The 14,979-nt window shown below is 63.5% G+C and carries 16 protein-coding genes and 4 pseudogenes; 15 read left to right on the top strand and 5 right to left on the bottom strand.

The features are described 5' to 3' along the window. The first annotated feature begins 457 nt into the window (after nt 1-457). The 15 genes and pseudogenes from IPG63_17760 to IPG63_17690 all read left to right on the top strand — a co-directional run bounded on the left by IPG63_17760 (nt 458) and on the right by IPG63_17690 (nt 9,893). Nucleotides 458-1,033, top strand: coding sequence for a hypothetical protein (locus tag IPG63_17760; GenBank protein MBK6729026.1), 576 nt, complete (start codon nt 458-460; stop codon nt 1,031-1,033). A 273-nt stretch (nt 1,034-1,306) separates the two neighbouring features. After that, nucleotides 1,307-1,849: a hypothetical protein gene (locus IPG63_17755; GenBank protein ID MBK6729025.1), complete on the top strand. Its 543-nt coding sequence runs from the start codon at nt 1,307-1,309 to the stop codon at nt 1,847-1,849. Continuing rightward, nucleotides 1,794-2,111 (top strand): hypothetical protein, encoded by a 318-nt coding sequence (locus tag IPG63_17750; protein MBK6729024.1) that lies wholly within the window; start codon nt 1,794-1,796, stop codon nt 2,109-2,111. Before IPG63_17755 ends, IPG63_17750 begins: the two co-directional genes overlap by 56 nt. Next, nucleotides 2,023-2,444: pseudogene (locus tag IPG63_17745) on the top strand (hypothetical protein). Before IPG63_17750 ends, IPG63_17745 begins: the two are co-directional and overlap by 89 nt. Next, on the top strand, nt 2,363-3,040 hold the full coding sequence (locus tag IPG63_17740; protein ID MBK6729023.1) for a hypothetical protein: 678 nt from the start codon (nt 2,363-2,365) through the stop codon (nt 3,038-3,040). The pseudogene IPG63_17745 and the gene IPG63_17740 overlap by 82 nt, the downstream one beginning before the upstream one ends. A gap of 166 nt (nt 3,041-3,206) precedes the next feature. Next, the gene (locus IPG63_17735; protein MBK6729022.1) at nt 3,207-4,616 is read left to right on the top strand and encodes a hypothetical protein; all 1,410 of its coding nucleotides are present in this window, start codon (nt 3,207-3,209) and stop codon (nt 4,614-4,616) included. 23 nt (nt 4,617-4,639) lie between these two features. After that, nucleotides 4,640-5,158, top strand: a complete 519-nt coding sequence (locus IPG63_17730; GenBank protein ID MBK6729021.1) for a hypothetical protein — start codon at nt 4,640-4,642, stop codon at nt 5,156-5,158. After that, complete coding sequence (locus IPG63_17725) at nt 5,131-5,337, top strand: hypothetical protein (protein ID MBK6729020.1); 207 nt, start codon at nt 5,131-5,133, stop codon at nt 5,335-5,337. The genes IPG63_17730 and IPG63_17725 overlap by 28 nt, the downstream gene beginning before the upstream one ends. Beyond that, nucleotides 5,334-5,735: a hypothetical protein gene (locus tag IPG63_17720; protein ID MBK6729019.1), complete on the top strand. Its 402-nt coding sequence runs from the start codon at nt 5,334-5,336 to the stop codon at nt 5,733-5,735. Before IPG63_17725 ends, IPG63_17720 begins: the two co-directional genes overlap by 4 nt. Then, nucleotides 5,725-5,952: a hypothetical protein gene (locus IPG63_17715; protein MBK6729018.1), complete on the top strand. Its 228-nt coding sequence runs from the start codon at nt 5,725-5,727 to the stop codon at nt 5,950-5,952. The genes IPG63_17720 and IPG63_17715 overlap by 11 nt, the downstream gene beginning before the upstream one ends. Next, a complete protein-coding gene (locus IPG63_17710) occupies nt 5,843-6,799 on the top strand; it encodes a putative Ig domain-containing protein (GenBank protein ID MBK6729017.1) in 957 nt (318 codons plus the stop codon). Before IPG63_17715 ends, IPG63_17710 begins: the two co-directional genes overlap by 110 nt. Beyond that, nucleotides 6,774-7,253, top strand: coding sequence for a hypothetical protein (locus IPG63_17705; protein ID MBK6729016.1), 480 nt, complete (start codon nt 6,774-6,776; stop codon nt 7,251-7,253). Before IPG63_17710 ends, IPG63_17705 begins: the two co-directional genes overlap by 26 nt. Before the next feature lie 115 nt (nt 7,254-7,368). Further along, nucleotides 7,369-7,836 (top strand): hypothetical protein, encoded by a 468-nt coding sequence (locus tag IPG63_17700; GenBank protein ID MBK6729015.1) that lies wholly within the window; start codon nt 7,369-7,371, stop codon nt 7,834-7,836. Nucleotides 7,837-7,947: 111 nt separating this feature from the next. Next, a pseudogene (locus IPG63_17695) lies at nt 7,948-9,542 on the top strand (IS1634 family transposase). 24 nt (nt 9,543-9,566) lie between these two features. After that, nucleotides 9,567-9,893 carry a hypothetical protein gene (locus tag IPG63_17690; GenBank protein ID MBK6729014.1) on the top strand — a complete coding sequence of 109 codons (327 nt, stop codon included), beginning with the start codon at nt 9,567-9,569 and terminating at the stop codon, nt 9,891-9,893. A 330-nt stretch (nt 9,894-10,223) separates the two neighbouring features. Here IPG63_17690 and IPG63_17685 read toward each other — a convergent pair whose 3' ends face one another. The 5 genes and pseudogenes from IPG63_17685 to IPG63_17665 all read right to left on the bottom strand — a co-directional run bounded on the left by IPG63_17685 (nt 10,224) and on the right by IPG63_17665 (nt 14,902). Then, the gene (locus IPG63_17685; protein ID MBK6729013.1) at nt 10,224-10,628 is read right to left on the bottom strand and encodes a hypothetical protein; all 405 of its coding nucleotides are present in this window, start codon (nt 10,626-10,628) and stop codon (nt 10,224-10,226) included. Between the two features lie 379 nt (nt 10,629-11,007). Beyond that, the gene (locus IPG63_17680; GenBank protein ID MBK6729012.1) at nt 11,008-11,262 is read right to left on the bottom strand and encodes a hypothetical protein; all 255 of its coding nucleotides are present in this window, start codon (nt 11,260-11,262) and stop codon (nt 11,008-11,010) included. A gap of 816 nt (nt 11,263-12,078) precedes the next feature. Continuing rightward, nucleotides 12,079-12,934, bottom strand: a pseudogene (locus IPG63_17675) (phosphoribosylformylglycinamidine cyclo-ligase). 117 nt (nt 12,935-13,051) lie between these two features. Next, nucleotides 13,052-13,471, bottom strand: a complete 420-nt coding sequence (locus tag IPG63_17670) for a hypothetical protein (protein ID MBK6729011.1) — start codon at nt 13,469-13,471, stop codon at nt 13,052-13,054. Nucleotides 13,472-14,514: 1,043 nt separating this feature from the next. After that, a pseudogene (locus IPG63_17665) lies at nt 14,515-14,902 on the bottom strand (hypothetical protein). Nucleotides 14,903-14,979 lie beyond the last annotated feature (77 nt).

Below are 14,979 nucleotides of genomic sequence, written 5' to 3'. Positions count from 1 at the left end.
CAGCATCGTGTTCTGGGATCTGATCCCATCGAAAATCATGATGGCATATTACTGCAGCCAGAAAACAGGATTATGGGTAAATGTTGATCCGATGGGCTGGCAAAAACGCAATCCGCTAGAGAAATCTCTCGCGTTGCCGAACGGCGCGTACAAATATAGACCGCAGCAACAACGGGTTCAGGGATATCGTGACAGCCAATCTGAGGGTCGTAAATCGTCGTGACGAATTGTGGTTTGGAATAAAACGCATCGAGCACGAATTGGTTGACATTAGATCGAATGGGAGACTCCAGCGATAGAGCGGTACTTTGAAGCGGGGGAGGTGTGCCACGGCCCAATGACGTTGTGGGACTACCGATTGTGGATGAAGAGCTGCGAGTGCGCCAAAGTGCACCGTAACTCGGCCGGAAGCTTCTCCGCGATAATCACTTTATTTGAAAATAGGAAGTAAGCAGTCATGTCATTTGAACTGGTTTCTCTATTTAATATCGCCTCAATTGCCGACGCTTCATATGTCGAATTCAATTTCGATGGGGTGCCGCATGGCTACGGACTAGGAATTTTCGCTCTTCGTCAACAGCTGGTCGATTCAGGGAGATTCACCGAATCACAGGCTCAAGCCTTCGCCGAAGAATGGGAAGTCCTAAGTCAGTACTCGAACGAGTCGTTGCTGCGCGGCACCGGTTTTTCCGGCGCGTTGTTCCGAAATCGACTGCATCCTGAGATCGTTGTGTTTGGCTTACGTGGTACGCAGGATTTGCTTGATTTGGTGATGGCTGATGGCGTGCAGCTGGTTGGTGAGGGTCTGGCGCATGACCAAGCCATGGATATGTACAACTACTGGATGCGGCTGCAAGCGCCGCTTGGAGCCGACGTTCCGCAGTTGAGGCTGGTGGAGATTACCGAGGATGATCCGAATTTCGACGCTAGCCGCGTGATCCGGGTGCTTGACAAAGCGGCGATGTGGAGCATCCGGTCTACAAACAACCCAGTCTTTCAGGGCCGGCAGGCGGCCCCGGTCTCGGTGCTGTGACCGCAGAAATCGATACTGTTACCGGGCATAGCCTAGGCGGACACTTGGCCATGGTGTTTTCGCGATTGTTCGGCGTGAACGCGGTGACGGTAAATGGTGCCGGGTTCCTGACTGGTTGGTTCCTGGCCGCTGCTCGATGCCGAGGAAAACATCGCGAGTTTTTTTTCGAACATTGTCACGCAAGATTGGGCGTTGGTTCAGCCAGGCCAACACCTTCCGATTTACATCGAGAACGCTGGTCTTGGGAATGTATTCGGACACGGCGCGTCAGAAATGACAGCCGCGATGGGTGTGTACGACCTATTCATCGGGCTCGACTCGACGCTTCAGAACTTTGACAATGTGGCGTTGGAACGACTGCAGCCGATATTCGAGTTCGCGACGAACGATGACATTCATTCCGATCAGTTTTTCAACAACTCAAACGGCACGCTGGAGAGGATCGTCAACCAGCTCAGTCGACTGTTTGGCATTCAATCAAATCTGTCAGATCCAAATGACAACGAAGCGAGGTGGGCGCAGATCGCATTACTCCAAGCGCAGAACTCGGCATACACAGCGAACGTCGGAGATTTTCACATCGAGTTCGTTGGAGACTTGAGTGCTTCGGAGCTCGCCGCCGCGGCGCGTGCTGACCTTGGTTACCTATATGCGTTGTTGCAACAAAATATGTTTGTGTTGGCCGGCAATAACGCGTACTACGCAGAAAGCAGCCATTCGACCACACTAACGCAATCTCAGTACAGCGACGCATATTTGAATGACTTCTGGCAAGCGCTTTCTGCTGATCGCCGATTACAACGCCGGCGCGAATGACGCAAGTGACCTGCTGCCGCGGGTGCTGGACCGCGCTTACCTCGAAAACTGGGACAGCAACGCCGAAGGTGACTGGGATTACGTCACGTACGTGGACGGGGAGCGCATCGCGGTCACGGTCGACGGCGTAGACGGGTTGTTTGAGACGCGCAATCACGTCATTCATCTCGACAATGAGGAGGCGCACACGCTGGAAGGAGGAGGTGTGTCTGACCGCCCTACGGCGGTGGAGGCGACGACAGCTGCGCGGTCTCGATGGTGACGATCATCTGGAGGGTGGAACGGGTGCTGATCAGTTGCTCGGAGGAGAGAGGGCAACGATCGGCTGGAAGGGGGCGCAGGCGACGACGTATTGCGCGGTGGAGAGGGCAGCGACGAGTTGATCGGTGGCGACGGTTTTGACAGCTACGGGTTGGCATCGGGCACGACATCGTCGACGACGACAATCAGCGTGGTGAGGTGTTCTGGCTCGACGAGTCTGGGCAACAGATGCAGTTGCGCGGCAGCGCGGGCTTGGCCGATCCGGTGCGCAACTGGCTGCAGACGTCGGCGACGAGCTGGTACGACCGCGCGAACCGGATGTACTACTCGCTGACGACCGCTTGGGACGGCAGCCCGCGGCTGCGGGTGACCGGAGCCGGCAATGACGACGATGCGGCTGCGGTCTGGATCGAGAACTTCCACGACGGTGATCTCGGCATCGTGCTCCAGCCCGCCGCGCTGCCAGCAGCCACCGGCACATTGGTGGGCCCAGACGACAACGGGCAGTGGTTCATCGTGGAAGAACTCGCCGAGAACGGAGTTGATGCGCTGGCGGACGATTTGTGCGCGCCGGACCACGTTGTCGCGAACGAGTTGCAGAACATACTGATCATGGCGAATGGCCACGACTGGGTCGAGGCGGGGTTGGGTCGTGATTGGGTGCTGGGCGGAAGCGGCAACGATCACTTGTTCGCGAATGCCTGGCGCGATCCCGCAGCGCCGCCAGCAGCGGCGCGTGGCGCCGCAGTCACAAGCGCAGCGGACGACGCCGCCGGCGATCTGCTGAGCGGAGACGAAGGCGACGACTACATCGTCGGCGAGGACGGCAACGACCTGCTGCTCGGCGGGGCTGGGCGGGATGTGATCTACGGCGGCGGTGGCGACGACAGCATCTATGGTGACGAGCAGGCCCCGGGGTCAACCCCATGACGATCGAGGACCCGGACCGCGCCGCCGGACTGGGCGGTGTGGTCGATGAGTCGCGAAGTGATCGTCGAAGGTGACTCGACCCCGTACCGACCACGTTCACCAATTGCGAGCCCTACGAACTTGCCGGCGGTGATGCCGACGTGATCCTCGCCGGCGCCGGCGCCGATTGATTTTCAGCGGTGCGGGTGCGGACTTCGTGGACGGCGGCGAGGGCAACGATGTCGTATTCGCAGGTGCGGGTGCTGACACTGTGCTGGGCGGAGAGGGCGATGATGCGATCTACGGCGACAATTCCTCCGCGGGCGTCGCCGATGCAGCCGGGGATTTCATCGACGGTGGCGCGGGCAACGATCTGATCCACGGCGACGATGGGGACGACGTGATTGAGGGTGGCGCGGGCGAAGACATCATCCACGGCGGTGATGGTGACGACGCGCTGCGCGGAGGCACGGACGACGACCAATTGACCGCGGGAGAGGGCGACGATGTCGTGTCCGGTGAGGAGGGAAATGACCGAATGGCTGGCCACGAGGGCAACGATGTGTTGCTCGGCGGTGATGGCGATGACGATATGGATGGAGGCGAAGGCGACGACAGCCCGGTGGCGGCGACGGCGTCGACACGATGCGCGGTGGCGCCGGGCACCGATGCGCTGTTGGGCGGAGAAGGCAACGACCTGATTGGCGGTGGTGCCGGAAACGATCAGTTGTCTGGAGGCGAAGGCGACGACGAACTGCAGGGCGACGGCCTTGATGTTGCGGCTGGCGAGCAGGGCGACGACACACTCGATGGTGATGGCGGCAACGATCGGTTGTTCGGCTTCGGTGGCGCAGATTCGCTGGATGGCGGCAGTGGCAATGACGAGCTTCATGGTGGCGACGGTGACGACACGCCCAGCGGCGGTGCCGATAACGACTCGCTGTACGGTGATGCCGGAGACGACGTGCCTGAGGGTGGGGCAGGCGTCGACGTGCTGGAAGGCGGTGATGGTGCCGATGTCCTCAGCGGTGGCGAAGGCGGCGACACCTCAATGGTGGTGCCGGTGCCGATGATCGCCGGTGGTGGCGGCGCCGACTACATCGTGGTCGGTGACGGCGACGACACTCCTGCTCGGCGGCGACGGGGTGACATGTTGATTGCGGCGCCGGCAACGACATTATCGACGGCGGCGCGGGCAACGACATCATCGATGGCGGCGGCGGCAACGACCAGTACATCTGAATGCGACCAGTGGCAACGACCAATCCGAGGGCTTGACCAGGGCGGAGCTGTGGTCAAGTTCGGGGCCGATGTCGACAAGGCCGATCTGTTCGTCTGGAAGTTCGGCAACGACCTGGTCATCGAACGGCGCAACGGCAGCAGCGTCACGCAGCCTGTTATCGAGGACTTCGGTGCCAGTACGTCGGCACCGGTGCCTCTCGAGTTCGCCGACGGCACGCGTTGGACCGCGGCCGATGTGCTCGCCGTGCTGAACGACGGCAAAAATGGCGACGACATGATTCCCGGCTATCAGATCGACGAGTCCATTACCGGCCGCGCCGGCAACGACGAGCCAGCGTGGCGGCGGCGGCAATGACGTGCTCGACGGAGGCGCTGGCCATGATCGGCTCTTACGGCAATGATGGCAACGACACGCTGCTTGCCGGCGACGGCGTCGACTATGTCTACGGCGGCGACGGCGACGACCTCATTACCGGCGGCCACGGCAATGATCTGTTGAGCGGTGGCACCGGCAGCAATGTCTACCGGTTCGGTCGCGGTGACGGGGTCGACGAGATCACGCTCGAAAGCAACACCGACGTGCTGCGCCTCGACGCAGGCATCGATGCCAACCAGTTGATCATGGCGCGCAGCGGCGACGACCTGCTGATCGAGATCATCGGCACCACCGACCAGGTGCGCGTCCTCGACCATTTCGTGGTGGGCGCAGGCCCTGCCGCGATCGAGTTCGCTGGTGGCGGCGCTGCGTTGACTGCGGCGAGCACGCTGCGCTCGCCGAAGGAGGCGGTAGCGCGAATACGCAGGCGGCACCAGCGGCAACGACACCTTTACCGTGGACCATCCAGACGACCAGATCAGCGAGCAGCCGGATGCTCGCGACCAACGTCGAGCACATGATTGTCAACACCACGAGATCTTCCAACTTCGACCCGGATCGCTTCACCGGCAACGCGCTCGACAACGTCATCGATGTCCAGTCCAACCAAGTCGCAGTCGTCATCGACGGCGGCGTCGGTGCCGAAGAGTCTGCTGGACCGTGTCGGTCGAATCGTCGCTGGCAGGCACTGCGCAGATGAATGAACGTGTCGACAACTTCCGCGCGACCGCGGCCGTGGCCGTCCAGGTACAGGGCAACGAGCGCAACAATCGCATCGACCTGGCTGCCGCAACGGCGGCGAGCAGCGCGGCCGGCGGTGTCGGCAATGATGTCTATGTGCTGGGCAACGGTGCTGCTGTCGTAGAGATCGCCGGTGAGGGTACCGATCATGTCGAGTTCGTTGGCGTCAACGGGCAGGTCACGCTGGCCGACAACGTCGAGGCGTTGACCTTGATGGCCGCGGCCTTGGTCGCGAACGGCAGCGGCAATGCGCTGAACAACGGTCTGGTCGGCAACAACTACGACAATACCCCTGCGGTGGCGATGGCGTCGATACGCTGGGGTCGGCACGGGCGGCAACGACGCGCTGTACGGTGATGACGGCGACGATATCGTCTCCGGCGGCGACGGCGACGACGTGCTCGACGGCGGTAGCGGCAACGACCGGTTGACCGGAGGCAACGGCAGCGACACCTACCACGTTGATGCACTGGGCGACGTGGTCACCGAGACTGGCGCCGCAGCACGGAGCTGGACGTGGTGCACGCAGCGATCGACTACGGCCTCGGCGCCGGTATCGAGAACCCGTTTCTGACCGAGCTGCGCGTGCAGGTACCGGCAATGCGCAGGACAATCTGCTCCAGGGCAATGAGGAGCTGAACACGCTGACCGGGGGGCCTGGTGTAGACCTGCTGCGCGGCGGCGCAGGAGATGATGTCTATATCTACAACCTGGGCGATGGCTCCGACCGGATCGAGGAGCTGTTGGGGGAGGGCGTAGACACATTGCGACTCGGAGCGGGCATCACCACTTCAGCGGTCAGCCTGGTACGTGAATCCGGGCGCATCCTGTTGCGTGTAGCTGGTCAGGAGATCGACCTGACGATCCCGGCGGGTGTCGTGGCGTCTGGCGTCGAGTTCATCGAGTTTGCGTCGGGTGAGCGTTGGGATGTACTGGCAATGACTGCCATCGACAATCCTCCGGAGGTGCTGCTCTCGCTGCTGGCGCCAATGGCGCTCGGCGGCCAGGCGTTCGAGTTCGTGGTGCCGGAAGGAACGTTTGCGGACGAGGATCCGTCTCAACTGCAGTTGTCGGTTCCGCCTGATTCCTTGCCTTCGTGGCTAACTTTCGACGTTGCGAGCAGGACCTTCAGTGGCACGCCGCCGGTGAACACCGGTATGGACTATGAACTCGAATTGCGGGCCACCGATGCGAGCGGACAAGCGGTCTCCACATGGTTCAGTCTGGAGTTGCGCAACCCGGTCTCCGGTACGTCGGCCGACAACACCATGAACGGCACAGCAACAAGGGACGCAATGTTCGGCCTGGCGGGCAACGACACGCTGAACGGCATGGCTGGTGCGGATCATCTGGTCGGCGGCGCGGGGAATGACACCTATGTCGTGGACAACGAAGATGACCGCGGTCGAGTTGGCGGATGAGGGCATCGACCTGGTGCAGTCCTCGGTGTCGCACGGCCTGTACGACGATGTCGAGAACCTGAGCTTGACGGGCTCGGCGGCGATCGACGGCTTTGGCAATGAACTCGACAATGTGCTGACCGGAAATTCCGGAGCGAATCTGCTGGATGGGTGGCTGGGCAACGACACGCTCGATGGCGGTTCCGGGAACGACACCATGCTTGGTGGCGAGGGCGATGACGTCTTCTACGTTCGCCTCGAAGGTGGTGCCGGAACGGACACGCTCACCGGTGGGGAAGGCGATGACACCTACGTCATGGCGCGTGGCAATGGTGTCGACACCGTGGTCGAAACCGGATCTCCGGGTGGCAATCAGGATTTCCTGTGTCTGAAGCCCGGAGTCACCTACGACCAGCTCTGGTTTCGGCGTCCGTCGGGGTCGAACAACCTCGAAATTCTGATCATCGGGACTTGATCGGGTAGTGATCAAGAATTGGTACCTTTGGCCTCAACAATCGAGTCGAAATCATCCGGACTGAAGACGGCAACATGGCGTGAGTGCGGACAGCGTTCAAGCCCCGGTTACGGCGATGGCTGCGCCGTTGCCGCCCGCGACTGGCCAAACCACCTTGCCGGCGAGCACACGTGCACAATTGAACGCGGTGTTTGCAGCGACCTGGGCGACCTACAGTGGCGCATCCATGGTTGCCCCAGAGATCGAGGCCGCAAGGCATGTGCTCGAATTTGAGCTGTCCGTGCTCGAAGCAGCCGCTCGCGCTCGAAGTCAGTGGCGTCCGTCCGCGCCAGACCCCATCGCCGGGCGCCATCTGCCGGGCGACCTGCCACTGTGGTCAACCAGAAGGTTGCACAACCATCCGCTCAACGCTGCGCTTCTCAGGAATCACGAGTTTGATGAGCGTGAGTTCGAGTTCGAGTTGGCCGCCGTCGCCGCGCGGGATGCGCTGGAACGGCTCATGCAGGGCCGCGTTTCGGAGAAGCCATCGCCCGTCGACCCCAAGTTCGACACTTCCCGGCCAAAATTGTGGATTTCGAGGTGAAGGCATATTGATTTGATTGGGTTTTATCAGTCGTTTTTCGCAGTCGTGTAGGGGCACGTGGTGTGCTCCAGAGCCATTGGCAGCGGATCGCGTGCGTGTTACCGTCACGCCATGCACATCAAACTTCATCGATCCGGTCCGCGCACCTATGTGCGCATCGTCGAGGCGTATCGAGACGCGGGGCGCGTCAAGCACCGAACAGTGGCTTGTTGCGCGTGACCGGTCGCGCAGATGAGGTCGGCGTGGATCGCACGATTGCCGTGGCACCGGCGCTGGAGTTTGGCCCGAGTTCGCTGTTGACCGCGCTCTGGGTCGAGCTTGGTCTGGATGCATCATTGCGGCACTTGTTGCGGTCGTCGCGGCGACAGTTCGATGTCGTGGCGATGTTGCGCGTGATGGTGTTGCATCGCTTGTGCGATCCGGATTCGAAGCTCGGCGTGTTGCGCCGGTTGCAGCTGGCGCGCTTGCCGGGCATCGATCCGCAGACGGTGACGCACCAGCGTTTGCTGCGTGCAATGGATGCGCTGAGCGATGTCGGGGATCGGCTGCAGGATGCGCTGGCAACGATGTTGCGGCCGATGCTGGATGTGGCGCTGTCGATCGTGTTCTACGATCTGACGACCATTCGGGTGCATGGCGAAGGCGATGTCGACGATGACCTGCGCGCGTTCGGACACAGCAAGGATGTACTCGGCAGCGCGCGCCAATGCGTGCTCGGATTGATCCAGACCGCAGACGGCCTGCCGATCGCATTTGAGGTCTTTGCCGGCCATGTGTCCGAAGCGAAGACCTTGATTCCGATGCTCGAGCGCACGCGCAAGCGCTTCGCCATCAAGCGCGTCATCGTGGTCGCGGATCGCGGCCTGGTGAATCTCGACAATATGGCCGAGCTTGAGTCGCTTGGGCTCGAGTTCATCCTCGCGGTGCCGGCACGGCGGTACAGCGAACTGATCGAGCAATTTGCGACGATGACGTTTCCCGAAGATCAGGCCAGCCTCCAGGAACACGCCTGGCAATCACGGCGATTGATCATCGCGCACGACCCGGAGCGCGCCACGACGCAGCATCAGGCACGGAAAAAGCGCATCGCCGAAATCGAGGTGGAGGGCCAACGCATCGCCGACAAACTCAACGCGCAGGACGCTGGAAAATCAGCGCGCGGGCGACGCGCCAGTGATCGGGGTGCGTTCATCCGCTTCACCAAGATGGTCGCGGACGAGGGACTGAGCCGCATCCTCAAGGCGGATCTGCGCGCCGATCTATTCAGCTTCGAGTGCGACGACGAAGCCCTGCGCGAAGCCGAGCGATGCGATGGCAAGCTGGTGCTGGTCAGCAACGTCGCCGAACTCGCCGCCGAGCAAATCATTGAACGCTACAAGAGCCTCGCCGACATCGAACGCGGCTTCCGCGTTCTGAAAAGCGACATTGAAATCGCACCGATGTATCACCGCTTGCCCGATCGCATTCGCGCCCACGCGGCCATCTGCTTCATGGCATTGCTACTGCATCGCGTGATGCGCATGCGACTGCGCGAGGCCAACGCCGAGACCAGCCCGGAGCGTGCACTGCAGGCGCTGAAAGCAGTGCAGTGGTTTCACGTGAAGGTCGGTCGAACCGTAAAGACCGGCATGACCGCACTCACCAAGGAACAGCAGCAGATCTACCAGCAACTCAAGCTCCCGCTCCCCGACAAATCCGTCGTGTAGGGGCATTTTTGATTGAGCCACGTCTTGTGGATCAATGAGTTACGGGTTCAACTGTCGAACTTTGGGGTCGACGAGTCGCGCATGCCGGGGCAACCTGAGCTCGTGCCCGTGGCGGGCGCCGATGTCGAGTGCGACGCCAGACCTTTCCAGTTCGGCGATCCAGTGTTCGAGCGATCGGCTCGCGCTCAGGCATCGCCATCCTCGCAGTTCGACACGGCATCTGCAGCAAGCCAGGTGGAAGCGATGATTGCTGCGATGGCGGCATTCGCGGCCGGAGCGGAAAAGCGATACAGCTCTCGGTGCAGGAGCGCCGCGGCGCATCCGATTTGTCCGGCAACCCTGGTAGCGTAGCGGCGATTGTGGACAAGGATTGCGAGCACTAACGCCGGTCTTGGGGCGCTTGTGAGCGGCCGAGCGCCTCGGGGAAGGCGCTTCAGCCCTTTCCTCGTTGTCGCGGTAGTTCAGCAGGCGTCGGGTCACGAAGTTGTACAGGCGCTTGCCGCTGCGGGACCAGGCGCGCGCGATCCAGGAGCGCCGCGCGAGCATACGGCGTTCGACCGGGGTCAGCGATTCCGGCAGGTAGTGGCGCTTGTGTTTGAGCAGGTGGCGCAGGTTTTCGCGCGCCAGCAGGCGGAAGAAGCGGCTGCGGGCTTGGGCCGATCCAGCCCATCTGGAAGTCGATCAGCGCCGGGCGCCCGTCGTCGCGCACCAGCCAGTTCGGCCTCTTGGCGAGGCCGTTGTGGGCGACCCCGAGGCGATGCATGGCCAGCAAACAGAGTCGCGCGGCGCGGAAGTAGGGCAGGTCGCGCGTTGTGCCTCCTGCATCGGCCGGCCTGCGATATAGCTGCGATCGAGCCGATCGGCGAAGGCGAGCAGGCGTGGCAAGCCGTTGAGCCCGGCCAAGGACGCGCAGCGAGCGCTTCGTGGCCGGCGATCCAGCGCGAACCAGCGCAGTCCGAAGGCGGCTTCGCGCAGGTTGGGGCGAATGACGATGGTGCCAGAGATCTTGCTGATCGAGTCGAAGCGGTCGTGCTTGAGGCGCACGACCGTCTGCGCGCGCCCCATCTGATCCGTATCCGCCGCCATCGACCTCGTCTCCCCTCCATCGCGGCGCGAACGAGAACGCAACAGTATCTCCGCAGCGTCTCGCCGTCCGGTCTTTCTGCAGGATGCACCGGTAACCGAGCGCCGGGCGATCCAGGTGGTGGTAGTGCGTCCGGGCTTTTCGCGGATGCGTTCGACGCGGATGCAGTCGAAGCGTCCGCGCGCGGCCTCGATGGCTCCCGTGGCCCGTATTTGGCAGAAGCGATGGGTCTCGGAGCCGCGCGTTTTGTCGGGCGACGCGGTACCTGAGTTTCGCGCCGGGCCTTCAGGTCGGCGAGTGCGAGCACGACCAGGTTGCGGTCGACGTGGCCGCGCCGTAGTCAAGCTCAGCGCTGCCGTCGTTGGTCGCTGCGTCGATGCGTCAGCCCGGGCCGACATCGACGTTGCGGCTGCGCTTCTTCCACGCCGCCTTCAGCCAGCGATAGTGCAGGTCTCCAGCCCGCCGTCCTGCCAGCGGAAGGTGCCGTTCGTCCGACGCACGCCGGCGAAACGGCCAGTCCCTCGGTGCTGCCTTCGGAGCGGGTGCTGAACTGGAAACCGTCCCGCCCATGATCAGCCTGATAACTTCACCGATGTGCTTGCCTTCGCGGATCAGCTGGTAGTCGGAATGGAACAAGGGATCGGCTCGGCATCGTCGGCGCGGAGTCACGCGTGTTGGGAGCAGGATCAGGGCGGCGAGGATTCGGATCACGGCGGCCTCAGGCTTGTGCGAGCTTAAATGATCGATTGGGAGCTGCGGGCGAACGCGGAGTTCAGCCGACGCGCAGGGGTTCGCCCAGCCGCGCTGACCAGGGGCGCACTGCCCAGCGCATCGAAGCGGGGGCGGCTTATGGCGATCCAGCGCAACGACCGGCAGCAGGCAACCGACGTCAGCAGCGGTGCGGCCAGGCGTTCCGGGCTGTCGGCGGGTCCATGGCGATTCGCTTCCGCGACGAAGGGTGTCCCGGCGTCGGGCGCTGCGATCACTGCGCACGCTGGCGCCGTGTTCGCGGTCGCCGGCTTCGAGCGCTGGGTCGCAACCGTATTCGGGCAAAGGCGAGGTGGATATTGACCATCCGCGATGTCTGCGGCGACCACTTCTGGCGACAGGATGCACAGCCGGCAGACGATCGCCCGGCGCCGTGAAGCATCGATCGGGGCAAACAGCGCGGCATCGACCGCGGCACGGCTGCCGTAGGCCTTCGGGCTCTACGCACGGCGGCCAGTCCGGCGCTGCGGGAAGCGAATGCGAGCGCACCTGGAAGCCGCTTATTGCCGGTTAAGTCGCCGGACGATGTGCCGTGGCATCGAGCTCGCCGCGCCGATCGCGTCGATCAGCGCCTGCAGGTTGCTGCCGCGCCTGGATGCGAGGACGGCGAGCTTGAGCATCAGCCGATGCGCACGCGCTCGTCGCCGTCGGCGACGACGACCTGGCCGATCTCGCGCGGCACAGCTACGGCCGGCGAGCAGGCGCTTGGTCGCGGCGACGTCTCCGGCATCGAGCAGCAGGGGTGAAGCCGACGCCGCAGTTGAAGGTGCGCCACAGCTCTTCGTTGGCGACATTGCCGCTGCGCTTGAGCCAGTCGAACACCGGCGGCAGCACCAGCGTGCTGGCGTCGATCGCGAGGCCGAGGCCCGCGGGCACGACGCGGATGATGTTCTCGCTGATGCCGCCGCCGGTGATGTGCGCCATCGCATGCACATCGAGCTGGCCGAGCAGGTCGAGCATCGGCTTAATGCGTGCAATATGGTCGGGGCCATTGCGCGTTGGCCAGCGAGACTGCACCGAGGTTGTCGCCGAGGTCGGCATTCACGTGCTTGAGAATGCGGCGGATCAGCGAATAGCCGTTTGAATGCGGTCCGCCTGAGGCGACGCCGAGGATCACGTCGCCGGCGCGCACCTTGCGGCCGTCGAGCAGTTGCGACTGTTCGACCGCACCGACGGTAAAGCCGGCCAGGTCGTACTCGCCCGGCGCGTACATGTCCGGCATTTCCGCGGTCTCGCCGCCGATCAACGCGCGCAGCCCGCCAGTTCGCAGCCGCGGGCGATGCCTCGACCACGGTGACCGTGGTCGCGACGTCGAGCCATGGTCGCGAAGCCAGTCGAGGAAGAAGAGCGGCTCGGCGCCCTGCACGAGCACGTCGTTGACGCACATGCCGACCTCGTCGATGCCGATGGTGTCGTGGCGATTCAGCTGCTGGGCGACGGAGCTTGGCGCGGACGCCGTCGGTGCCGGAGACCAGTATCGGCTCGGCGGTACTTGCTGCCGAGACTGAACAGCGCGGCGAAACCGCCATAAGCCGCCCATCACTTCCTTGCGGAAGGTGCGCGCCACCAGTGGCTTGATGCGTTCGACCACTTCATTGCCGGCATCGATGTCGACGCCGGCATCGCGTAGGTCAGTCCGGCGGGTGCTGGGTAGCAGCTACGAGGCGTCTGCTCGAAAGAGGGGCGATGATACCAGCGGGTCGGCGGCGCTTTTTCTGGCCGAGGCGCGCCGCGGCCGCAGCTTCAGCCCTTGCGGATCGTTCAGCGCAGCTTGGTCAGCAGGCCCTTCCTGCTTGTCGTCGATGGTCGGTTGCGAGTCGGCGCGTGCCGCCGGCGCGGTGACCATTCGGATGCGGCCCACGGCCTCACGGGCGCTGGGACCATGTCGAACACTGCTTCCATGCGCACCTTGGCGGTCGCCGATCTCGTTCAGGCGCAGTGGATGGTCCATCGCTGCGGCGATCAGGCCGTGCGTGCGGTAGCCGGGTTCGATGAACACCTGTTCCTTCAGGCAGTAGGTGCCGCCGGGGTCGAGGTGCGCGGCCAGGCGACCGTTGGACCGCAGCAGCGGGTGCAACCAGCGCAGGTGCCAGTATGGCCGCGATGGTGCCGGAGGATCGTGCCTGGTGGAGGTCGGCGGTGGTCAGTTCTTCCAGGCCGAGCGCCGCAGTTTGCTCCCTGACAGTACGGCTCAAGCGCGGAGAGGTTGGCGTCGGCGTGGAAGACTTCGTTTTTCGGGTCGAACGCGAGCACCGGGGCGTCGCTGATCTGAATTCGTGCTGGGCCGTTGAGTACCCCGGCGTCGAAGAAGAAACGGCAGTTCCCCGTCATAGCGTTCCGGCCGCACCGCCGATCAGCGGAATTGCGCAGCGACCTCCTGGGCACTGCCGACCCCGGCCTGCAGGTCGCCGGGCGATCCACCGCCTTGCTGGCACGCATGGCTAAGCCTTCGCGCCCACCGGCGCGACGCCGAGGCCATCGGACAGTCGCGTCTTCGAGCTTGAACTGACGGAAATCCGGCTGTTTGGGTTGCTCCTCTCGCGCTTGATCACGACTTCCAGGCTCTCTTCTGCTGCGGCGACGCCGAGCAATGCCGCCTTTGCCCGTTCCCGCGGCGCTTTCGTTGAAGCTGTCGCTGAGGGCGCCCCGCCACGACGCCGGTGCGCTGGCAGCCGGGGCCTGGGGTTCGTAGAAGTTCCTGTCGACATGGGTGATGCCGGCGCTCGGGCCTGTCGCGGCGCCGCGCTTACCCTGATGACGCGGGCCAGTTGCTCGGCATCGAGCGGGTGGCGCATCCAGTTCGTCCTCGGCCTTGACGTCGGCCTCGAGCAGCACCGCCGCTGCATAGCGCACTCCTGCGGACTTCCGGTACGCACCTGCGCGGCTTCATCGATCAGCACGGTCGGATCGATGATCAGGTCGGTACCATCCTCATTGCCCCAGGACCACCGGTCGTGGACTTCTGGGAAACCTTGCGCAACAGCAGGCGCAGGAACGCGGTCCTCTCCTCGGAGACCCGATCGGCAGCGATGGTCTTGGACATGGGCATGCGCGGATGCAGGGCGCCACGCGGGCTCAATGCAAAGTATCCAGAAGCCCATCACGCCCAAAGGGCGCTGGCTATTTCACGCGCATGCCGCCTGGCTGCGCGCCGGAATCGGGGCTCAGCAGGAAGGGTCCGCTGCGTTCGTCCGAGGCGGCGAGCACCATGCCTTCGCCCAGGCCGAACTTCAACGGGCGCGGGGCGAGATTGGCGACCATGACGGCCAGGCGGCCGACCAGCGTGGCGGGGCCGTAAGCGCTCTTGATGCCGGCGAACACCTGTCGCGGTTCGGCTCCCGAGGTCGAGTTTCATGCGCAGCTTGTCCGCTCCTCTGGCACCGCCTCGGCCTCGGTCGATGCGCGCGATGCGCAGGTCGATCTTGCCGAAATCGTCGATCGAAATCGTTCCGTGGGCGCAGCGGTTGTTGAGCGGCGGCAGCCGCGATGCCTTGCCCGCAGCCTTCATCGGTTCCAGCGTCTCGGTGGCTCGCCTCGACTATCGCCTCCACCGCTTTTCCCTCGACGCGCGTCATCAGCGGCTGG

The sequence above is a fragment of the Lysobacterales bacterium genome, assembly GCA_016703225.1.
Lineage (GTDB): Bacteria > Pseudomonadota > Gammaproteobacteria > Xanthomonadales > Ahniellaceae > JADKHK01.
This window is presented reverse-complemented; position numbering and strand designations above follow the sequence as displayed.